Consider the following 22,229-nt stretch of genomic DNA (forward strand, 5'->3'; position numbering starts at 1 on the left):
ATTATCCTTTTAAATTAGTAAGTTTCCAACAATTATTCCCAAATAATTTCCAATTATATAGCCAAAGAGGCCGACAAAAATTCCTGGATCGATTAAATGATTCCAACCTTGGGAGATTGCCATGGCAGATGCCGTTGCAGGACCTCCAATATTTGCATTTGATGTGATAATAGCCTTTTTCAAAGAAAAGTCCAAAAGTTTTGCGGCTGCAAAAGAAAATAGCATATTGACGCAAACCATAATAAAACAGAATACCAAAAGTAGGGAGGCTGTTTTAATAATAACGGGAATTGATGCAGGAACACCAAGAACAACAAAGAAAATATAAATTAAAAAGTTTCCGACTTCTCCTGCTCCATTAATATTTTCAAAAAATTTTTTTGGGGGGGGGGGGGGGGGGGGGGGATCCTTTTTGTTTTTTTCACAATTTGGGTTGTATAAGGGAGCGCGTTTTCTATGGGACAACAGGTTGGTAATATTATTGGTGCGGGGTTTTTGACTCTCTTTTGTTTGAAAAAAACAAAACAGTGATAGTTTATTAGTAAATGTATGTGTTTCTTGTAGGGAGAGAGGTTTGTATAAGTGAGAGTAGGTGGAGTTATTAGGGGAGATCGTTGTCAAAGCCATGGTTACAGTGGTTTTGATCAAATAATTGTTGTCTAATAATTGATTTACAATACTCATAAAAGTAGAATTTGCCGTAATGCTTACTGCAAAGAAATCACTGATTGTATTTGATAGGGCAACAATTCCCGTTGAGATGGCAAATATTAGGGCCAAATCAAAGGGAGTCATAGCCCTCTTTTTTTCTTATCTTTCCTTACTTTCTTCTGCCTTTGTATGAGAAAAATTATCTCTGAAAAAGGCAGTCCTCGGAATAGTTACTAGTATAAAAAATAGATAGACATATTAAAGTTATCGGCAACTGTTGCTGCTGAAATCATTGTTTTATCAAGATTAAAAACTTGAGATATAGCAACAAAGTTTACTCCGCCTCCAATATAAGATCCAGTCATCATACCAGCAATTTTACCAAGGTCTGGAATGAAATTTTTAAGTATTACAAAGCCTAAAACTGCATCTGCAATTGTGCCTAGAGCCCCGATAGAAATAAAATCATTGCTATTCCTGATTCTTTAAAAATTCTTTTCATATTAGATTGAAATAAAAGCATGGGGATTGATAGGGGGATGACATATGACCAAATTGTGCCATAGACTGGTGATTCCATAGGAATAACCTTAAAATTCGTAAGAATTACCGCACCTGTAATTTTTTATGCCCACTTATAATTGCCTTCCAAATAAATGGAAAGAGCAGTTACAATTAAAATAATTGCCCAGATCACCCAAGTCTGATCAGCATGAATTAATGTGTTTTCCATATAATTTCTCCTTTCAAAAAATTCTTGTCTAATTTATATCTATTATTACATGCAATAAACAGATAAATTAGAAAAAAATTCACAGGAGAAATATATTAATAGGTTATTGCAAAAAATTAAAAAGTGAATTCACTAAAAAACCTATATAAGAAAAAACTTATATAGGCTTAAATAAAATTTTTATTTTTATGAGAATATAAAAAATTTATAGGCTAATACGGTCATTTTCACCTGTGTAGGCAAGACTTGCCGATAATTTTTCAGCACAGGACTTAACAGATGCAATAAAATTATCCTTATTTTCATCTGTAAATCTTTCCATGGGAAGAACAATGCCAAGTCCGCCCAAAAGCTCGCCAGAATAATTAAAGACGGGTGCTCCAATTCCGCAGGCGTTGTCAATATATTCAGAATGGGAAATTGCAATTTTATTTTCCCTAATTTCTTCCAATTCTCTTTTTAATTCATTTTCATTAATTTGACCATTTAAATTTGATGAAAGGCCTTCTTTAATATAATCGTCAATAAATTCCCTACTTTGAAAGGCAAGTACAACTTTTCTAATTGCTCCCCAGTGAAGATCAATTTCTTTGCCAAAATTTTCTACAATTTTTAAGGGGTGTTTGCCTTGGGCTTTACTAATGACAAGACCTTTTTTGCCGCTTCTAATAATTAAAAAGGAATCTTCTCCTGTCAATTGTGAAAGTTCTTGTAAAATCTTCTGCGTTTCCTTTTGGGGATTTAAAAAAGATGTTGCAGCAAAGCCAAGGGGTATAAGACCAGGTCCCAAAGTATAAAGATGACTTTTTTCATCCTTACTTACATAATCTATGGCTATTAAAGTTCTTAAAATTCTGTGAGTTGTTGAAGGGGGTAAATCTAATTTTTCCGATATTTCTCCAATAGTTAGCTCTCTTGATTCTTTTCTTAAATAATCTAAAACGAGAGATGCTTTTACTAAACTTTGAATCATTGTTGGCCTCCTTTTTTAAAATTATATCACAAAGTGGAATCTTTTTCATTAAACATATATAAATGGTTTATAAAAATTAAAATTTAAAAATTTTTTGGATTTTTAAGGCCTTCACATTTTCTTTTAAATTAAATACTATTATGTTAAAATAAAGAAAAGGAGTGAATTCTTTGAATGAAAATAAAAATTATGGAAATCTTTTAAGCCTTATGGTTAAATCTTTTCTTTTAGCTATTTTTGGCATAGTATTTCCAGTTATTTATATATTTTTCCCAGCCATGTATATTTCAGAATCATTAAAAGAAGGAATCTTTAAAATTATGGGAATATTCTTAGCTGTGTGCCTTTTAATTGGGGCAATTTTCAATCCCCTTAATGGTCTAATAGTCTTTGCAATTTTTGGACCTTTGATTTTAATTTTCCATTATATGATATCAACAAAAAAATCTTGGCAAATGACACTTTTAGCGGGAGCTATTTCTTTTTTTATCTCAATAATTGTCCTGATACTTTCCTTTGGCATCAATGGAGAAGTTATAAATTCTCCTGACACAATAAAGGGAATTACAGAAGTTTACAATAATATTGGCCAAGAAGTGGGCCTATCTGATAGTGAAATTTTTTCATTAACGAACAGGATTAGTCAAATGTATAAGGCATTTTTACAAATGGCTCCCTCTTATTTAATGGTATTTTCACTTGTCTTTTCCTATATTATTTATATTTCAGTAACAAGAACTATGTTTGCCAGAGGAAGAATAATTTTTGGACCACCACCTCTTGAATTTGTAAAAATCCCAAGGGAATTCATCCTATTTGTAGGTCTTTCAATTTTTGTTTTATACTTATTTAATGGAAGCGGAGATTATTATGTTTTTAACAAAAATCTTATGTTCATTTTTTTCTTCGCCCTATTTATTGAAGGCTTTGCCCTTGTAAAATTCTTTATGGCAAGATTTGGTCTAAATACCTTTCTACAAACTATAATATTTATTATTGCTTTGACTATACCCTATATTCAATTGATTTTTATATTTTTAGGTTTTATGGATATGTTTATTAATTTGAGAAAGTTTGGAGTGTAAAATGAAGGATTTTAATTTAAAAGATTTTTATCCCTATGTATTTTTTGGACTTATTGCCACCTTTTTAAGCGGTATTTATAAGCTTCAGGCTGGCCTTGCGGTCTTTTTAATCTTTATATATGTAATTTTCATTACAGTTAAAAGAATAGAAAACAAAAATTCCTACAATAAAAAATATATTGAGGACCTTTCAGGAGATTTTGATTCTCTGACGAAAAAGACGATTTTTAATATGCCGCATCCTCTTGTTGTGACAGATGACAAGGGATGTATAATTTGGTATAACACACCATTTATGAATCTTTTTAAAGATATGGAGCTTATGAATGAAAGCCTTAGTGATTTTATATCAGATGTAAATTGGGAGGAGATTATAAAATCTTCCAAGGAGGAAATTTTTGAGGCAAGTATTGCCATGTCCTCCTACAAGGTTTATACAAATCCTCTGCCGGTAGGCAAGTCAAATGTCCCAGCAGAGAAATTAATTTTATTTTATTTTGTAGATAATTCTGCCTATAAAAATTTGGATATGAAGTACACCAACGAATTTCCTATAGTCTGCAAAATTGAAGTGGATAATTTTGACGAAGCCATGGATACTGTTCCAACAGAATCAAAGCCTCAATTAATTGCATCTATTGACTCATCAATAAGATCTTATTTTGAAGCCTATGATGCCTTAGTTAGAAAATATGTTGACGATTCATATCTTGTTATTATGCAGTATCAAGCTCTTTTAGATATTAAACAAAAAAGATTTGATATTTTAGACGACTTAAGAGAGCTAAATAGAGAAAATTCGATGCCTATAACTTTATCAATTGGAGTTTCCTCCTTTGGTTTAAATTTTAAGGAGGCCTATATTGAATCGGACTCGGCTCTTGACATTGCTCTTGGTCGTGGCGGCGATCAAGCTGTTGTAAAAATTTCGGATTCCTACGAATTTTTTGGCGGCAAATCCAAGGCTGTTGAAAAGAGAAATAAGGTTAAAGCAAGGGTTATTGGTGAAGCTCTAAGGCAGTTAATTGACAGGTCAGAAAATGTCTTTGTAATGGGTCACAAAAATGCAGATATGGATGCAATTGGAGCGGCCATTGGAGTTATTCGTGCAACTTTAAATAGGGGAAAGGAAGGATTTATTGTTCTTGAAAATTCAAACCCTTCCATTGACAATTTAATAAATAGGATGAAAAAAGAAGAGGAAGACCTTTATTCAAGAATTATTTCAAGATCAAGGGCACTTTCATCAATAAAAAGTTCATCCCTTTTAATTTTAGTAGATAATCACAAGCCATCCTTTACAGAATGTCCAGAACTTGTGGAAAAGGCAAAACAAGTTGTTGTTATTGACCACCACAGAAGGGGCGGAGAATTTGTAAAAAACCCAGTATTAACTTATGTTGAACCCTATGCATCATCAGCCTCAGAACTTATTACTGAAGTGCTTGAATATATGTCAGATGATTTAAATCTAACTCATTTTGAAGCGGATGCCTTAATGTCAGGAATTGTTGTTGACACTAAAAACTTCTCCTTCCAAACAGGAGTTAGAACATTTGAAGCTGCATCAACTTTAAGAAGGGCAGGAGCAGATATGACAAAGGTTAAAGCCCTATTTGAAGATGATTTTTCAACAATGGTTTATAGGGCAGAAGTTATTCAGTCTGCAAAAATTGTAAATGAAAATATTGCAATCGGAAGATTTGAAAAAGAAGTTGAAAATTCAGTATTAGTTGCGGCTCAAGCTGCCGATATGCTCCTTGAAATAAATGGCGTTGATGCATCCTTTGTTTTAACCCTATCATCAAATAAAATTCACATCTCTGGTAGAAGCAGGGGAGAAAAAGTTTCCGTTCAGCTGATTTTAGAAAAAATTGGCGGAGGCGGTCACCTAAATATGGCAGGAGCTCAAATTGATACCACAGATTTTGATGAGGCACAGGCAAAACTTGAAGATGCAATAGAAGAATATGCAAGAGAAAATAAGGAGGATGACGATGAAAGTAATTCTAATAAAAGATGATAAAAATTTAGGAAAAGCAGGAAATATTGTTGATGCCAAAGATGGTTATGCAAGAAATTTCTTGATTCCTAGAAAAATTGCCATAGAAGCAAATGACGAAAATATGGTTAAATGGAAAGAAGATCAAAAAAGAAAAGAAGCAGAAGAAAAAGAAAATAGAAAAGAAGCGGAAGAATTAAAAAAGCTAATAGAAAAATCACCAATTACTATGAAAGTTAAGGCAGGAGAAGGCGGAAGACTTTTTGGAGCCATAACTTCAAAAGACATTGCTGATAAACTTTTTGAAGACAAAAAAATTGAAATAGATAGAAAAAAAATAAATCTTCCAGAAAATATTAAGACAATAGGCCAGGAAGAAATAGAAATAAAATTATATCCAAAGATTAGTGCTAAATTAAAGGTAAAAATCGAAAGGAATGAATAATGGAAGAGGTTAATTTTAACGGCCTTGAAAATTTAAAACTGCCTCCACATTCAAACGAGGCTGAAGTTTCAGCTCTTGGGGCCATGATGCTTTCAAAAGAAGCAGTGACATCATCTGTAGAATTAATTAATCCTAGGGACTTTTATTCCGAGGCCCATCAAAAAATATATGGGGCAATTTTAAATTTATATACAAGAAATGAAGCGGCAGATGTAATAACAGTTGCAGAAGAATTAAAAAAGATGAATGCCCTTGAAGAAGTTGGAGGGACAGTTTATCTTGCAGACCTTTCTTCATCAGTAGCATCAGTTACAAATGCCAAATATTATTTTAAATTAATAAAAGAAAAATCACTTTTAAGGCAGCTTATAAAAGTTTGTGACAAGACTCAGACAAATGCCTTTTCACCTGACGCTGAAGCCAAAGAAGTGATTGAACTTGCAGAAAGAAGCATATATGAAATAAATGAAAGTTCAAAAACACATGGCCTAGTAAAAATTGATGAAGTCGTTTCAGAAACCTTTAGCGAAATGGAAAAAAGGGCTCAAAATCCAAATTCGATTACAGGTATTTCAACAGGATTTTCAGACCTTGACAGAAAACTTTCAGGTCTGCAAAAATCAGATTTAATATTAATTGCAGCAAGACCCTCAATGGGGAAAACAGCCTTAATGGTAAACATTGCAACAAATGCCGCCCTAAAAAATAATGCACATATTGCAGTTTTTTCACTAGAAATGAGTAGAAATCAGCTTCTGCAAAGAATAATTTCATCCTGTTCACATGTAGACCTACAAAAAGTTATATCAGGAGATTTAAATGAAGACGAATGGATGAAAATAATTAATACCATGCCTTTGATTTCAGGAATGAATATACAAATTGACGATACGGCGGCCCTAAGCCCCCTTGAAATTTTGGCAAAGTGCAGGAGAATGAAATCAGAAGTAGGATCCCTTGATTTAATTATTATAGACTATTTACAGCTAATGCAAATGAATTCAAAAAGCGAATCAAGGCAACAAGAAATTTCAGCCATATCAAGAAATTTAAAAGCCGTAGCAAAAGAACTTGACGTTCCATTAATAGCCCTATCTCAGCTTTCGAGAGCACCGGAAATGAGAAGCGACCATAGGCCAATCCTTTCTGACCTAAGAGAATCAGGTGCCATTGAACAAGACGCCGACATAGTAATGTTTTTGTATAGAGATGAATACTATACAAAAGAAGAATCAGAAAAACCAAATATAGGCGAACTAATAATAGCAAAACATAGAAATGGCCCAACAGGAACAGTTGAGCTAGTGTTTAAAAAAGAATTTACAAAATTCTTAAATATGGAAAGAGGATAAAGAGGATGCAAAATAGTATCCTCTTTTATAAAATAAAAATTTACAAGGAGAAAATATATTTTAATTTTGATTTGTAAATTATCATAAAAATTTATTTATGTGCTAATTCATTAAGTTTACTTGCTAAATTTATTATTATTTGATTATTAACATTTCTTAGGTGATCTTTCATTTCGGCCTTAGCTAAATTTACATTTCTAGTTTTAATTAAAGTTAGTAGATTTTCATGTTCTACTATTGCATAATCTTTTCTGTTTTTGAATCCACAAAAATAATTATATCTATAATACAAGTCATAATACTTAAGAAGTTCTTTTTGCAGAAGGAAATTACCTCCAATTTCCGAAATAGAGCCATGAAAATCCCTATCTAATTTTAAAAAGGCTATAGGTTGATAATCTTTATTATACAGAAGTGTTTTTTGCTTGTGAAGGTTTTCTTCCAATAGAACTATATTATTATCTGTCCAATTTAAAGTTGCAATTTCAATAGATAACAATTCTAAATGTTCACGTATTTGATAAATCATCATGTATTCTTCTAGTGAAAGTGGTGCAATTGTATTGCCACTTTCATTCTTTATAAAACCCTCGTTTTTTAAATTTTGTATAGCGGACCTTATTGGAGTCCTGCTAACATCAAACTCTTTAGCCAATTCATCTTCATAAAGGATGCCATTTGGTTTATATTCTAAATTTAAAATTCTATTTTTTATATTTATATAAATTTGATAGGAAGCATTTTTTTTATAATTTTTTTGCCTACTCAAAGCATTTTCTCCTTTCACATAATACTATTATATTATATATTATCATAAAAACAACTCAAAATAAATACATATTTCAACGACAATAATTGAAACTCAAATTAATAAAATAATCAGAAAAGCAATAAAATAGTAAATAAGCGAGATTGTAGATTAAATCCAACTTAATAAATAAAAAGGATATATTATTTTGATTAAATATGTATACTTAAATATATGACGTGAAATGATTTACATTTTTCTAAAAACGTGTATAATAGTAGTTAATAGTGATGCATCGCTTTATCAAACAAATAACTATAAAAATACATAATGGAGGTAATATGTATGAAGTTATCTAAGAGAATTTATGACATGCCATTTTCTGGGACAAGAAAATTAACTCCTTATATAAATAAGGCAAAAGAAAATGGAAAAAAAATAATTGCCATGTATGTTGGCCAGCCAGACATTAAAACGCCTAAGGGATTTTTTGAAGCAATTAAGAAATTTGAACCTGAAGTTTTGGCTTATGGTGAAAATTATGGAAATCCAGAATTAAGAAAAGCTATGAGTGATTATTATAAAGGATATGACATAGACTTTGAACCTAGTGAAATATTTGTCACTGTTGCAGGCAGTGAAGCTTTATTATTTGCATTATTAGCAACTTGTGACCCAGGTGATAATATTCTATCAGTTGAACCTCTATATACTGATTATAATCTTATGACCAAAGAAATTAATGTAAATATAAAAGCCATCACTACAAAAGCAGAAGAGGGCTATCATTTACCTAGTAGAGATAAAATCGATCCTTTAATTGATGATCGAACAAAAGCTATATTACTTAATCATCCAAACAATCCGACAGGGGTTGTTTATACTGACGAAGAACTGGAAATGTTAGCTGATATAGCTTTAGAAAACGATTTATTTATCATAAGCGATGAAGTTTATAGGGAATTTGTTTATGATGGACTTCCATATAAGTCATTAGCCAGTATTGATAGGATAAAAGATAACGTTATAATAGTTGATAGCGTTTCCAAAAGATATAGTGCTTGTGGAGCAAGAATTGGAAATATTGCAAGTAAAAATAAAGACTTTACTGCAAATGTCACTAAATTATGTCAAAGTAGAATATGCGCTCCAACATTGGATCAAGTGGGGGCAATTGAATTATATAAGACCCCAAGCTCATATTTAAGGGAGGTAAATAAAGAATATCAACATAGAAGGGATGTGGTATTTGACCTATTAGAAAAGATGGAAGGTGTAATTTGTCATAAACCAGAGGGAGCTTTCTATATTTCCGCAAAGCTACCAGTCGATAATGCTGAAAATTTTTTGATTTGGATGCTTGAAAATTTTGAAGATAACGGAGAAGTTGTAATGGTTTCACCAATTCAAGACTTTTATTCGACTAAAGGATTAGGAACTAAAGAAGTTAGAATAGCTTATGTTTTGGAAGAAGATAAGTTAGTACGAGCTATGGAATTATTAGAAAAAGCTTTACATGAATATTCAAATTATGAAGCAATCCATAGTAAAAATTAATTATTATACAAATGTTTAATAACTAGGAGGTTTTTATGAAATCATTAAAAAGAATTGTTGTTATATTTTTTATATTTGTTTTTTTATCAGCTTGTGGTAATAAAGACAATGGTGAGGTTAAAGAGAATGAAGGAAATGCTAGACCTCAAATTAATATAAAGTTGGGACATGCAATGTCAGAAGGTACAAATGCTACAACATTAATACACGAATTCACTCTCTCCGTTAAAGAGAAAACTGATGGAAGGGTGGTTATTGAGGACTTTCCTAATTCTCAATTGGGTTCAGAGACAGATATGTTAGAACAGATTCAATTGGGCTCACTAGATTCAGGAGTTATTATGACAGGATCGATGCAAGCAATTGACCAAAAATTAGCTATTGAAGATTTACCATATATGTGGAAAGATTTAAATCATGCAAGAAATGCTTATGATGGAAAATTTGGAGATTTCTTAGGAGATATAATTGGTCAGTATGGAATGAAAAAAATAGGTTTTATTGAGTGGGGTTATAGAGAGATTACTAATAACAGCAAGCCTATAGTGAAACCTGAGGATCTTAAAGGTGTTAAAATTCGTGTAGCTCAAAATAAATTACGTGTAGACGCTTTCGAAAAAGTAGGAGCTTTACCAACCATGTTAGCATTTTCTGAACTTTATGGTGCTTTGCAACAAAAAGTAGTAGACGCCCAAGAAAATCCTCTTTCTAATATTGTGGCTTCAAATTTTAATGAGGTTCAGAAATATTTATCAATAACAGACCATTTTTATAATCAAGCTATGGTAGTTATAAATCGGAGCGTTTGGGATACTATTTCAGAAGAAGATCAGAATATAATACTTGAGTGTATGAAAGAATTATCGGAAAATGTAAAACGAGCAAATGATAATGATAATGCTCAATATATTGAAACGCTTAAGTCTAAAGGAATGGAAATTAATGATGACGTTGATAAAGATGCGTTTAGAAACGCGATGTTGTCAGTATATAAAGATTGGGAACCTATATTTGGTGCAGATTTAATGAAAGTATATAACGAGGCTTCAGGGTGGTAAGGAGATAATCTGATGTTAAAAGTTAAAAATATTTTTCTTAACATTCTTAAAGCAGCTTGTCTTATTTGTATAATTGGTTTAACAGTTGTCGTAGCGATTCAAGTAATTACAAGGACTTTAAAACTATCTTTTCCTTGGTGTGAGGAATTAGCAAGATTCTTTTTAATTTGGTTAACCTTTTGTGGATGCTCAGTTGCTCTTGCTGAAGACAGACATTTATCTGTTAATTTCTTTGTGAACTTGACTAAAGGAAAAGTGAATAAGGCAATAGGATTTTTTGGAAAACTTATTATTATAATTTTCTATGGAATAATTGCTTTCTATGGGATGACATTGTCTATGAAAACAATTAAAGTTTTATCTCCTACTATGCAATGGTCTATGGGTTTAGTTTATTCAGTGTTACCAATAACATCGTTTATGACTATTTATATCTTACTTGTTATGCTTTTTGAAAAGAAAGGAGAAGAAAATTGATTATTAATATATTAATAGGATTCTTCACACTATTATTTTTAGGAATACCAATAGCTTTCGCAATGGGCGTAGTGACTTCAGGGATGTTAGTGATTCAAAACATTTCTTTGGAAATGATGGTGCAAAGGATGTTTGCAGGTGTTAATTCATTTTCACTTTTGGCATTACCATTATTTATTTTAGCTGGTAATATCATGGGAGAAGGTGGTTTAACTAAGAGATTAATGAATTTAGCAAATGCTTTTGTTGGTAAAGTAACTGGAGGTCTAAGTGTAACAGCTATAATGACTTGTGCTTTATTTGGAGCTGTGTCTGGTTCTACAGCAGCTACGACTTTTGCAGTTGGTTCTGTAATGGTTCCAGAAATGAAAAAACAGGGATATTCTAATGCTTTTATAGCTAGTATAATCGGTCCTTCTGGAATTTTAGGGTTAATAATTCCACCAAGCATAACAATGGTTATATTAGGAATTACAGCAAACATATCGATAGGAGATTTATTTTTAGCGGGTTTTATTCCTGGTATAATACTAGCTACAATGTTGTCAATTTATGCTAGTTATATTTCAAGATTAAAAGGTTTTGGCATAAAAAACGACAAAAAACTGAGTAGAAAAGAATTGTTTGATGTTATAAAGGATGGATTTTTTCCTTTAATGACTCCAGTAATAATTTTAGCTGGTATATTTAGTGGTTTAATGACATCTACCGAAGTAGCTGTGATTGCGGTTATATATGGTTTAATATTATCTTTATTTTATAAAGAATTAAATTGGAAAAGGCTAAAAAATATCATGATTGATTCTGCAATTACATCAGCTGTTATCTTGATAGTTATAGCTGTATGCAATGCATTTGCTTGGTTGCTAACAATAGCCAGAATTCCTGAATTAATAACTAGCTTCTTTTTAGCTTACGCCCATACAAAGATACAATTTTTGTTAATCGTATCATTAGTACTATTAATACTTGGATGCTTAACGGAAGTAACATCATTAATAATCTTATTAGCACCTATATTTATGCCAATCGCATTACAATATAATATTAACCCTATACATTTTGGCATGGTGCTAATTATGAATTTTGCATTAGCTAATATAACTCCTCCGGTTGGTCTTTCAACCATTTGTGGTTGTAGCATTACTGATAAGAATATGGGAATAGAGGATACTATGCCATATTTGATACACGTAATGTTGATAGTAGCCTTAGCAGCTATACTAATAATATTTGTACCACAGATATCAACGTTTTTAGTAGATTTTACGAAGTAGGTTTTTTATGATAATTAAAAGAAATATTAAGAAAGTTTTAGAAAATGTTAGAGATGGTAATGGAATTTTAATCGGAGAATATGTTACAGATAATGATTTGTTTGAAGATGTAACTATGATATCTAGGATGATATTAGAACCCAAAGCAAGTATAGGTTATCATATACACTCTGGTGATGGAGAGCTATATTATATCTTAAAAGGTGATGGAGTATTTTTGGAGAAAGATAAAAAAACCAAGGTTTCAAGTGGTGATTTTTGCATTATTAACGATGGAGAAGGCCATGGTTTAATAAACTATTCTAACAACTCTAATCTTGAATTTATGGCAGTTGTATTTAAAAAATACCATTTGAAGAAATTATGTGAATAACTTAAAAAGCAAAATGTTTATTTTGTTAAAATATAATCCTATCTTCTATCCTAAAAATTAAATATTTTTACTAGTGTGTCAATTATCTTATTGGTACACTAGTTTTTTTTTAAGAAAAAAAATAAAAAATTAAAAAAAGACTTGCTTTTTTGTTTTGCTGTGGCTATAATGGTTAAAAGCATTGAAGAGATGAGTACCTAATTGGAAGATTTTAGAGAGTGCCTTAAGGTGGGAGTGGTGCATTGGAATTTTAGGGAATAAAGACTTGGAGCTTTTCCGTTTGGCTTGCGTTATTAAGCTCACAATGAGGCATTTATTGCAAAATTGGGTGGTACCACGAAACTTTCGTCCCATGGGGATGGAAGATTTTTTTTATTTAAAAACAAAATTGTTTCCCAAAGGCTTTTCTAAGTTAAACTTTGTGAAGGGCGAGGGTTCTTTTTTGAAAATTTAGGAGGAAATTAGTATGAAAAAATTATTTAAGTTTGTCACTTTCGTTTTTATCCTTTTAAGTCTTTGCGCTTGCAGCAAAACTGAAGAAAAAGCTGATGAAGATGTTTTAAAAGTTGGCATGGAATGTGGCTACGCTCCTTTTAACTGGACTCAAATTGATGATTCAAATGGAGCAGTAGGAATCCTTGATGCTGAAGGTCAATTTGCTGGAGGTTATGATGTCTATATGGCACAAAAAGTTGCAGATGCCCTTGGCAAAAAGCTTGTTATTGTAAAAACTGAATGGGATGGCCTACCTCCTGCACTAAAATCTGGAAAAATTGATTTAATTATGGCAGGTATGAGCCCAACTCCTGATAGGGCAAAGGAAGTTCAGTTTACTAATGCCTATTGGAAAAGTGAGTATGTAATGATTGTCAAAAGGGGAAGTGTTTATGAAAATGCAAAATCTCTTGATGATTTTAAGGGTGCAAAGATTACTGCTCAATTAAATACTGTTCACTATGATATTATTGATCAAATAAATGGAGTGGAAAAAATGGAAGCTCAAAGTTCTTTTCCTGAGCTAAGGGTTGCCCTTCAGTCAGGTGTCATTGATGGTTATGTGGCTGAAGTTCCAGAAGCAAAATCTGTTGAATCTGCTACTGATGATCTAGTTTCAGTTTCTTTTGATGAAGGCAAGGGATTTACAGTTACTGACAATTCAAATGAAGTTGCCTGTGCAGTAAAAATTGGAAATGACGAACTTTTAAAGAAGGTTAATGAAGTTTTTGATGGTATTTCTGAAGAACAAAGACTTGAAATAATGGATAAGGCTATAGAAAGTCAGCCAGCAAATGAGTAATTTTTATGGAAAAAGTTTTAGCTTTATATGAAAAATATAAATTATTGTTTTTTTCAGGGGTTATTACGACTCTGAAAATTTCAATAGTTGCAACGATAATCGGCCTATTAATTGGGCTTTTAATGGGAACTATCAGGACAATTCCTCCCAAAAAGGGTTTTAAGGGTATTTTGCAAAGATTAATTAATGTAATAATTTCTGCCTACATTGCCCTTTTTAGAGGAACTCCCATGATGGTTCAGGCATCCCTTTTGTTCTATGGTTTTCCCTTATTTTTGGGAATGGATGTGGATAAACTTTTAACTGCCTATATTATTGTTTCAATTAATACCGGTGCCTATATGTCAGAAGTTGTTCGTGGTGGGATTTTATCAATTGATAAGGGTCAATGGGAGGCTGCAAGGTCATCTGGTCTTAGTCATGCCCAAACTATGCTTTATGTTATTGGACCTCAAACTATGAGAAATATTCTTCCGGCAACGGGTAATGAATTTGTAATTAATGTTAAGGATACGTCAGTTTTAAATGTTATTGGTGTTGGAGAACTTTTCTTTGCAGCCAAAACTGTGGCTGGTCAGTCCTATGATTATTTTTCAACTTATTTTATAATTTTAGTTATCTATTTACTTTTAACTACTGTAATTACAGAAATTTTAAGGCAAATTGAAAAAAGACTGGAAGGACCCGTTTCTTTTGAATTAAAAATGGGCAATCAACAGCAGGTGTAAATTATGGAAATTTTAAAAATTGAAAATTTAGAAAAAACTTTTGGAAATAATGAGGTCTTAAAGGGAATTTCTCTTGACGTAAATATGGGAGATGTTATTTCTATTATTGGGGCCAGCGGCTCAGGAAAATCCACTTTTCTAAGGTGTATAAATCAGCTTGAAGAGCCAACTGGCGGCCATATTTATTTTAAGGGAGAAGATTTGACAAATCCAAAGGCAAATTTAAAGGCGGCAAGGACAAAAATGGCCATGGTTTTTCAAAATTTTAATCTCTACAATAATTTAAATGTATTGGAAAACTGCACGCTTGCTCCCATAAAGGTCTTAAAAAAATCTAGGGATGAGGCAGAAAAAGCTGCGAGGGAAAATTTAAAAAAAGTTGGGATGGATCCCTATGAAAAGGCCCTTCCTTCTCATTTGTCAGGTGGTCAAAAGCAAAGAGTTGCCATTGCAAGGGCTCTTTCCATGGAGCCAGATATTATGCTTTTTGATGAACCAACTTCAGCCCTTGACCCAGAAATGGTTGAAGAAGTTTTAAATATTATGATTGATCTTGCAAAAAGTGGAATGACAATGCTTGTTGTAACTCATGAAATGCACTTTGCAAGGGATGTTTCTAATAGGGTAATTTTTGTAGATAAGGGTTTAATTGAAGAAGAAGGCTCTCCTGAAGAAATTTTTAATAATCCTAAAAAGGAGAGAACAAAAGAATTTCTCCACAAAATTTTACTTGTATAAAAATGAAAAAGCTGCTGGCAAAAAGCTAGCAGCTAATTTTTTATCTTTAGTTTTCATCTTCCCAAATTTTATAGATGGCAGATTTTGATTTTCTCTTTTTTTCTTTAATTTCGTCATTTGCAGCATAGCCAAGGGCAATGACAAGGCGAATTTTATTTTTTATCTTCAATAGTCTTTTTATTTCATTTTCATTAAACCAGCCCAAAATACAAGTTGAAAGGCCAAGAGATGTGGCTTCAAGAGTTAGATAGGAAACAGAAATTCCCATATCTATTGATTTATAGTCTTGATTTTTTATGGTAGAGCCAACTTTTGCGGTGAGGTTATAATTTTCTTCTTCAAGGACAATTATTACTGGGGCATTTTTTGCAAAAGTATTAAAACTGCCAGTTAGGCCAGAGACTTTTTTAGCCAAATCTCCCTCAAGCACATGGTAAAAATAGGGCTGTGCATTACAGGCAGAGGGTGATAAAATCATGGCATCCAAGCATTTTTCAATTAAATCTTTGTCAACAGCTTTTTTGGGATCAAAATTTCTGCATGACTGTCTTTTTCTTGCAAGTTCTAAAAAATCCATTATAATCTACTAAACTCCTCCAATGTATAAAATCTTCTGCCATTATCTATCATAAATAGCGGCACGCCAACTTTTCTTTCCCTTTTAATGCTTTTAAAATAAGGATGTCTGTCCCTATATTTCAAATAAAATTTTAAAGCCTTCATTGATGAAGTGATGTCAATGATTTGAACCTTAATGCCATGTTTTTTTACATAATCAAGAGCTGCTGGGCAGTCAGGGCAAAGACTTGATATAAATAATTTAATCATTTTTGATCCTCCTTAATAAATTTCTAAGTTCTAATTCAAAATTTTCATTTTCAGATTTTTTTCTTTTTTTAAAGTGAGTATAAACTCCCTTATTCCTCATCACCTTGCTTATATATCTTTGATTTAAATAAGAAGATATATTTTTTTCATCAATAATATTGCCATTAAAATCCATAACATAAAAATTTCTAGCAAGGGCCATGGAAGAAAGACCTCTGTCATTTGTAAGAACTAAATCACCACTTTCACCATGATTTACTATATACAAATCCGCAGCGTCAGGAGAAATGTCAACATTTATAATTTCCCCATAATCTGTGGTAAAATCCTGAGAATAATTTTTTACAAGTATTATTTCAACTTCTTCTTCCTTACAAATATTTATGGCAATATTTCTAATTGGTACAGCATCGGAATCTAAAAAAACTTTCATAGATATTATATACCCAAATGTGATAAAATTAGCCAATAAACATAGTTAAGATTTTCTTAAAATCCAAAAAAACTATTGAAAATAAATAAGCTTTTATATAGACTAAGTAAGAGGTGTTTGATGAAAGTTTTTTACAGAATATTTGTGGGAATAGTAATTTTACTTTTAACTTCAACCTTAGCATTTACTTTTTTTATGATGCCAAGGGGAGAAAAGCTTGCTGAAAACAGAGAAAGTACAAAAAATGAAGAAAAGATAAATGAACCTGCAAAGATAAATGTTTTTGATAAAGAAAAAAATTCCATAAATATCCTTCTCATAGGACTTGATTCAAGTAAGGTTACCTATGAAGTCGATGAAAATTCAAAAAGAGCAGACACAATAATGTTAATGACTATAGACCCTAAAAAAAATAAAACACAAATAATTTCGATTCCAAGGGACACTTACTACAAGGTTAAGGGATATGATAATTATAAAATAAATGCTGCCTACTCTCGTGGTGGGTTAGACCTTCAAGTGAGTTCAGTTGAAGATTTTATGGACTTAAAAATTGACCACTACTTGGTCTGTGAATATGATGCTGTTAAGGAACTTGTTGATGCAATTGGCGGAGTGGAAATCTATACACCAGAATATTCTTACACCGACCCTTCAACAATCCCGCCCCTTGAAATTAATTTTCATGAAGGGCTTCACAATTTAAATGGTGAAGATGCAGTTAAGTATTTGAGAATTAGAAAATTTTATGAAAATCAGGACCTTGGCAGAATTGAAGCTCAGCAAGGTTTTATTATGAAAATTTTTGAGAAAATGCACAGCGGTGGAGGACTTATTTTAAAAATTCCAAAACTTGTTTCTATTGCAAATAAATATGTGAAAACTGATCTTTCTTACGGTCAGCTTTCTTATCTTGCCTATTATGCTATGAGTTTAGATAAAAATGATATTGAATTTAAAACACTTGTTGGGGAAAGAGCAAAGATTCATGGCATAGAGTATTATAAGGTGGATAAGGAAATTGCAAGAAATGTTCACAAAGAATTTTTAAATAGAGAGGAAGAAAATCCTGAAAATCTAACAGATGAAGAAAGACAAAAATTAGAGGAAGGCCAAAGGAAAAGAGAAGAATTAAATAAAGAAGCAGAGATAAATAACAGTCTCCCGAATTAGTCGGGAGATTTTTTTGACTATTAATTTAAAAAAAAATTTCAAAAAAAACTTGACATTCTTTGACCAACGTTTTATAATATAATTAAGTTAGCAGAAGAGGCAAGTGGCTGCTAATGAAATATAAATTTTCTTTTGTTATAAAATTTTTTAAGTTTTTATTTATTAAATTTGTTTACTTAAAATTTTCATAAATAGACTATAAAAATATTTACTTTAGAAAATTTATAGAATGTAAATAGAAACTTATGACTATTTGTTAAGAAAGGAAGATGGATATGAGCATAAGACCTTATAGAAGAAATTTGTTAGATGATAGTAGATTTGATGATTTTTATGATATGATTGATTCATTTTTCAATGACGATTATTCAAAGGACAGGGCTTTAAGATCAGCTTCTTTTAAAGTGGATATTTCAGAAGATGACAAGGCCTACAAAGTTGAAGCGGAACTTCCAGGATTTTCTAAAGATGAAATTGATGTAAATATGAAGGAAGGAAGACTTATTATTTCAGCTAAAAAATCTGAAGAAAATAATAAGAAAGAAAAGAATTATATTCATAGAGAAAGAAAATTCAGTGAAATGTCAAGGACTATGTATTTCAAAGATATTGATGAAAATGGTATGAAGGCAAAACTTGATGGAGGAGTTTTGGAAATTTCTATTCCTAAGAAAGAAAAAGTTGATACTTCTAAAAAAATTGAAATTGAATAAAATTTGAGATTTGGGGACAGTCCACAAGGGACAGTCCCTATTTTTTATGAGGGAAAAAATTTCTCTTCTATTTTTTTGCTATAAGCCTTATAATATTTTCAGGTGATTTTATGTACATAGAAAAAATTATTTTTTTTACATTCTTAGCCATGTGTCTATTTGTTTTAGGAGTAAATAATGTGACTAATATTGTTCCGTCAAAAAAGATGAGGGACTTTTTAAATATCCTCTTTCATTTTATATTTGCAGGGCTTTTGTTTTATTCTTGGCGATATGGGATTTAATAGGCCTGGACTTTAATAATTGTCTTTAATCAATAAACTTTATATGCTACAATATATTTAACACGTTAGTAATGTATAAGGAGATGAATTTATGAGCATTGTTAAACCATCAACTTTGCCTGGGTTTATGGAACTTTTACCTAAAGAGCAAATTTTATTTAATGAAATGAAGGATATTATTAGAAAAAATTTTGAAAGAGCAGGATTTTTACCAATTGATACTCCTGTTATTGAAAAGTCGGAAGTTTTATTGGCAAAGGGCGGCGGTGAAACTGAAAAACAGATTTATAGATTTACAAAAGGCGATACGGATATGAGCCTTAGATTTGATTTGACTGTACCTTTAGCAAGATATACAGTTGAGCATTTTTCTGATCTTTCTTTCCCCTTTAAAAGATATGCAATTGGAAAAGTTTATAGGGGTGAAAAAGCTCAAAAGGGAAGATTTAGAGAATTTTATCAATGTGATATAGATACTATTGGAAATGGAGAACTTTCTATTGCAAATGATGCAGAATTTCCAGTTGTTATTTACCACACTTTTAAGGATTTGGGTTTTGACAGTTTTATTATTCATATAAATAACAGAAGGATTTTAAAGGGATTCTTTTCTTCCCTTAATATTGAAGATTCAACAGATGTTTTAAGGGCAGTGGATAAAATTGACAAAATTGGGCCTTGCGCTGTAAAAGAAGAAATTGTGACAAGCGGTGCTAATCCTGATGTGGCAGATAAAATTTTAAAGTTTATTAAAATTGATGGCACAAATGAAGAAATTTTAAAGGCCCTTGAAGATTTAAAAATTGAAGATGAAATTTTTAAGAGGGGTCTTGATGAGCTTTCTAAAGTTATTTCCTATATAAAAGCCTATAACATTGACGAAAAAAATTATAAGATTGACCTTAAAATTGCAAGGGGTCTTGACTATTATACTGGAACAGTTTATGAAACAACTCTTAATGATTATCCAAAAATTGGTTCAGTATGTAGCGGAGGAAGATATGATAATTTAGCTTCCTATTACACAGAAAAATCCCTGCCGGGTGTTGGAATTTCCATTGGCCTTTCAAGACTTTTCTATCAATTAAGCCAGGCAAAGATTATTTCTGCTGAGGATAAATCACTTATTGATCTTTTAATTATTCCGATGGATGAATATCTTGAAGAGGGAATAAAACTTTTGGCAAAATTAAGAGAGAAAAATGTTAGGGCTTCAGTTTATACAGAAGATGCAAAATTTGGCAAAAAATTTAAGTATGCCGACCAATTAAAGGTGCCCTATGTTTTAGTTTTAGGTGAAAATGAAGTCAAGACAGAAAAATATTCAATTAAAAATATGGAAACGGGCGACCAAGAAGAAGTAAATCTTGAAAAAATTATAGAAAAATTTGCAAGGTAAGGAAAAGTGCGGGGCTTATGTCTTGCACTTTTTTTATGCAAAGTTTAAAATATAAGGGACTAAAAGAAAGAAGATGAAATATGAAATTAAGAGAAGATATAAGAAATATTGCAATTATTGCCCATGTCGATCACGGTAAAACAACTTTAGTTGATGCACTTTTAAAACAATCTGGCGTTTTTAGACAAAATCAAAAAGTTAATGAACGTGTTATGGATTCCAATGCCATAGAGAGGGAAAGAGGAATAACAATTCTTTCTAAAAACACAGCCGTAAATTACAAGGGCACAAAAATTAATATTATTGATACTCCGGGCCACGCAGATTTTGGAGGAGAAGTGGAACGTGTTTTAAAAATGGTTAATGGCGTTGTGCTTTTAGTTGATGCTTTTGAAGGACCTATGCCCCAAACAAAATTTGTTTTGAAAAAATCCTTTGAATTAAATCTCCCTGTTATTGTCTGCATAAATAAAATTGATAGACCTGAAGCTAGGGCTGAAGAAGTTGTGGACGAAGTTTTAGATTTATTTATAGAACTTGGGGCAAATGAAGATGTCTTAGATGCACCTTTTGTCTTTGCATCTGCAAAAATGGGTGTCGCTTCCATGAATCTTTTTGATGAAATGACTTCTATGGAACCTTTATTTGAAACAATTATAAAACATATTCCAGCTCCAGAAGATAATAAGGACGATCCCTTTAAACTTTTAATTTCTACTATAGATTATAATGACTATGTTGGAAGAATAGGTATAGGAAAAATAGAATCAGGTTCAATCTTTGAAAATGACACTTGCTATATTGTAAATGCCACAAAAGAAGGCTATGAAGAAAGAGTTAAGATTTCAAAAATATTTGAATTTGAAGGACTAAATAGGGTTGAAGTTTCTTCATCTCATTCAGGTTCAATTGTTGCCATTACAGGAATAAGTCATATAAATATTGGGGACACTTTAACAAAAGAGGAAGACAAAAGTCCTTTAACCTTTGTAAAAATTTCTGAGCCAACACTTGCCATTAATTTTTCTGTAAATGATTCTCCCTTTGCAGGAAGAGTTGGAAAATTTTTGACATCAAGACAAATTAGGCAAAGACTTTATAGGGAGCTACAAACAGATGTATCTTTAAGAGTTGAAGATACAGATACAACAGATTCTTTTAAGGTCAGCGGAAGAGGAGAGCTTCACCTAAGTGTTTTAATTGAAAATATGAGACGTGAAGGTTATGAATTTCAGGTTTCTAAACCTCAAGTTCTTTTTAAAGAAATTGACGGCAAAAAATACGAACCAATTGAAAGAGTTACAATTGATGTGTCAGGTGAATTTGTTGGTCCAATAATTGAAAAACTTGGAAGAAGGAAGGGTGAACTTGTAACTATGCAAGAACCCCAAGGTGGCTATCAAAGACTTGAATTTTCAATCCCTGCCAGAGGTCTTATAGGTTATAGGACAGAATTTTTAACTGACACAAGGGGAAATGGAATTTTAAATTCATCTTTTGAAGAATATGCACCCTATAAAGGCGAAATACCAAGAAGGGTAAATGCTTCAATTGTTTCCTTTGACACAGGAACGGCATCAACTTATGGACTAAATAATGCTCAGCAAAGAGGAAGCCTTTTTGTTGAAGCAGGAGAAGAAGTTTATGAAGGACAAGTTGTTGGAGAATCTCCGAAGGGTGTTGAAATAGAAGTTTCAGTAACAAAAGAAAAGAAACAGACAAATATTAGGGCATCAGGATCAGATGAAGCCTTAAAGCTTTCACCTGCCAAAAAATTAACTCTCGAAGAAGCCCTTGAATTTATTGAAGATGACGAATTAATAGAAATAACTCCAAAGGAATTTAGGATTAGGAAAAAAATCTTAAATTCTCAAACTAGATATAAGTCCAAGAAAAAGAAGTGAA

At 31.7% G+C, this 22,229-nt stretch carries 22 protein-coding genes and 1 pseudogene; 16 read left to right on the forward strand and 7 right to left on the reverse strand.

Annotation, left to right across the window (positions count from 1 at the left end; genetic code table 11):
- Positions 1-9 precede the first annotated feature (9 nt).
- The 3 genes and pseudogenes from BQ4446_RS08065 to BQ4446_RS02730 form a co-directional block, all read right to left on the reverse strand.
- On the reverse strand, positions 10-795 hold the full coding sequence (locus BQ4446_RS08065) for a DUF819 family protein (RefSeq protein WP_083329018.1): 786 nt from the start codon (positions 793-795) through the stop codon (positions 10-12).
- Between the two features lie 89 nt (positions 796-884).
- Positions 885-1,231, reverse strand: a pseudogene (locus BQ4446_RS08070) (DUF819 family protein).
- A gap of 358 nt (positions 1,232-1,589) precedes the next feature.
- Entirely contained in the window at positions 1,590-2,357 is a 768-nt protein-coding gene (locus BQ4446_RS02730; RefSeq protein WP_071026444.1) for an IclR family transcriptional regulator, read from the reverse strand.
- Positions 2,358-2,518: 161 nt separating this feature from the next.
- Here BQ4446_RS02730 and BQ4446_RS02735 point away from each other — a divergent pair, with 161 nt between their 5' ends.
- The 4 genes from BQ4446_RS02735 to dnaB are packed head-to-tail and all read left to right on the forward strand — an operon-like array spanning position 2,519 to position 7,241.
- Entirely contained in the window at positions 2,519-3,442 is a 924-nt protein-coding gene (locus BQ4446_RS02735) for a DUF2232 domain-containing protein (protein WP_374042610.1), read from the forward strand.
- A 1-nt stretch (position 3,443) separates the two neighbouring features.
- Positions 3,444-5,465, forward strand: a complete 2,022-nt coding sequence (locus tag BQ4446_RS02740; protein WP_071026446.1) for a DHH family phosphoesterase — start codon at positions 3,444-3,446, stop codon at positions 5,463-5,465.
- Complete coding sequence (rplI, locus tag BQ4446_RS02745) at positions 5,440-5,889, forward strand: 50S ribosomal protein L9 (protein WP_071026448.1); 450 nt, start codon at positions 5,440-5,442, stop codon at positions 5,887-5,889. Before BQ4446_RS02740 ends, rplI begins: the two co-directional genes overlap by 26 nt.
- Positions 5,889-7,241, forward strand: a complete 1,353-nt coding sequence (gene dnaB, locus BQ4446_RS02750) for a replicative DNA helicase (protein ID WP_071026450.1) — start codon at positions 5,889-5,891, stop codon at positions 7,239-7,241. Before rplI ends, dnaB begins: the two co-directional genes overlap by 1 nt.
- A 91-nt stretch (positions 7,242-7,332) precedes the next feature.
- Here dnaB and BQ4446_RS02755 read toward each other — a convergent pair whose 3' ends face one another.
- Complete coding sequence (locus BQ4446_RS02755; RefSeq protein WP_071026451.1) at positions 7,333-8,010, reverse strand: GntR family transcriptional regulator; 678 nt, start codon at positions 8,008-8,010, stop codon at positions 7,333-7,335.
- 324 nt (positions 8,011-8,334) lie between these two features.
- Here BQ4446_RS02755 and BQ4446_RS02760 point away from each other — a divergent pair, with 324 nt between their 5' ends.
- The 8 genes from BQ4446_RS02760 (at position 8,335) to BQ4446_RS02795 (ending at position 15,494) form a co-directional block, all read left to right on the forward strand.
- Entirely contained in the window at positions 8,335-9,546 is a 1,212-nt protein-coding gene (locus tag BQ4446_RS02760) for a pyridoxal phosphate-dependent aminotransferase (RefSeq protein WP_071026453.1), read from the forward strand.
- A 35-nt stretch (positions 9,547-9,581) separates the two neighbouring features.
- On the forward strand, positions 9,582-10,604 hold the full coding sequence (locus tag BQ4446_RS02765; protein ID WP_071026455.1) for a DctP family TRAP transporter solute-binding subunit: 1,023 nt from the start codon (positions 9,582-9,584) through the stop codon (positions 10,602-10,604).
- Positions 10,605-10,616: 12 nt separating this feature from the next.
- A complete protein-coding gene (locus tag BQ4446_RS02770; protein WP_083329021.1) occupies positions 10,617-11,081 on the forward strand; it encodes a TRAP transporter small permease in 465 nt (154 codons plus the stop codon).
- Positions 11,078-12,358: a TRAP transporter large permease gene (locus tag BQ4446_RS02775; RefSeq protein ID WP_071026457.1), complete on the forward strand. Its 1,281-nt coding sequence runs from the start codon at positions 11,078-11,080 to the stop codon at positions 12,356-12,358. Before BQ4446_RS02770 ends, BQ4446_RS02775 begins: the two co-directional genes overlap by 4 nt.
- 7 nt (positions 12,359-12,365) lie before the next feature.
- Positions 12,366-12,731 (forward strand): cupin domain-containing protein, encoded by a 366-nt coding sequence (locus BQ4446_RS02780; RefSeq protein WP_071026459.1) that lies wholly within the window; start codon positions 12,366-12,368, stop codon positions 12,729-12,731.
- A gap of 466 nt (positions 12,732-13,197) precedes the next feature.
- A complete protein-coding gene (locus BQ4446_RS02785) occupies positions 13,198-14,028 on the forward strand; it encodes a transporter substrate-binding domain-containing protein (protein ID WP_071026461.1) in 831 nt (276 codons plus the stop codon).
- A 5-nt stretch (positions 14,029-14,033) separates the two neighbouring features.
- Positions 14,034-14,756 carry an amino acid ABC transporter permease gene (locus BQ4446_RS02790; protein ID WP_071026462.1) on the forward strand — a complete coding sequence of 241 codons (723 nt, stop codon included), beginning with the start codon at positions 14,034-14,036 and terminating at the stop codon, positions 14,754-14,756.
- 3 nt (positions 14,757-14,759) lie between these two features.
- Positions 14,760-15,494, forward strand: coding sequence for an amino acid ABC transporter ATP-binding protein (locus BQ4446_RS02795; protein WP_071026464.1), 735 nt, complete (start codon positions 14,760-14,762; stop codon positions 15,492-15,494).
- Positions 15,495-15,540: 46 nt separating this feature from the next.
- Here BQ4446_RS02795 and BQ4446_RS02800 read toward each other — a convergent pair whose 3' ends face one another.
- From BQ4446_RS02800 to BQ4446_RS08550, 3 genes are read right to left on the reverse strand one after another with little or no spacing between them, the layout of a single operon-like run.
- Positions 15,541-16,071, reverse strand: a complete 531-nt coding sequence (locus BQ4446_RS02800; RefSeq protein ID WP_071026467.1) for a nitroreductase family protein — start codon at positions 16,069-16,071, stop codon at positions 15,541-15,543.
- Positions 16,071-16,322, reverse strand: a complete 252-nt coding sequence (locus BQ4446_RS08545) for a glutaredoxin domain-containing protein (protein WP_071026469.1) — start codon at positions 16,320-16,322, stop codon at positions 16,071-16,073. The genes BQ4446_RS02800 and BQ4446_RS08545 overlap by 1 nt, the downstream gene beginning before the upstream one ends.
- Positions 16,315-16,755 (reverse strand): DUF188 domain-containing protein, encoded by a 441-nt coding sequence (locus tag BQ4446_RS08550; RefSeq protein ID WP_071026470.1) that lies wholly within the window; start codon positions 16,753-16,755, stop codon positions 16,315-16,317. The genes BQ4446_RS08545 and BQ4446_RS08550 overlap by 8 nt, the downstream gene beginning before the upstream one ends.
- A 120-nt stretch (positions 16,756-16,875) precedes the next feature.
- Here BQ4446_RS08550 and BQ4446_RS02815 point away from each other — a divergent pair, with 120 nt between their 5' ends.
- The 4 genes from BQ4446_RS02815 to typA all read left to right on the forward strand — a co-directional run bounded on the left by BQ4446_RS02815 (position 16,876) and on the right by typA (position 22,228).
- Positions 16,876-17,928: an LCP family protein gene (locus BQ4446_RS02815; RefSeq protein WP_071026472.1), complete on the forward strand. Its 1,053-nt coding sequence runs from the start codon at positions 16,876-16,878 to the stop codon at positions 17,926-17,928.
- 275 nt (positions 17,929-18,203) lie between these two features.
- Entirely contained in the window at positions 18,204-18,641 is a 438-nt protein-coding gene (locus BQ4446_RS02820; protein WP_071026474.1) for an Hsp20/alpha crystallin family protein, read from the forward strand.
- Between the two features lie 375 nt (positions 18,642-19,016).
- Positions 19,017-20,324: a histidine--tRNA ligase gene (hisS, locus tag BQ4446_RS02825; protein WP_071026476.1), complete on the forward strand. Its 1,308-nt coding sequence runs from the start codon at positions 19,017-19,019 to the stop codon at positions 20,322-20,324.
- A gap of 80 nt (positions 20,325-20,404) precedes the next feature.
- Positions 20,405-22,228, forward strand: a complete 1,824-nt coding sequence (gene typA / locus BQ4446_RS02830) for a translational GTPase TypA (protein WP_071026478.1) — start codon at positions 20,405-20,407, stop codon at positions 22,226-22,228.
- Position 22,229 lies beyond the last annotated feature (1 nt).

Origin of the sequence: Peptoniphilus raoultii (assembly GCF_900099555.1) — a bacterium.
GTDB lineage: Bacteria > Bacillota > Clostridia > Tissierellales > Peptoniphilaceae > Peptoniphilus_A > Peptoniphilus_A raoultii.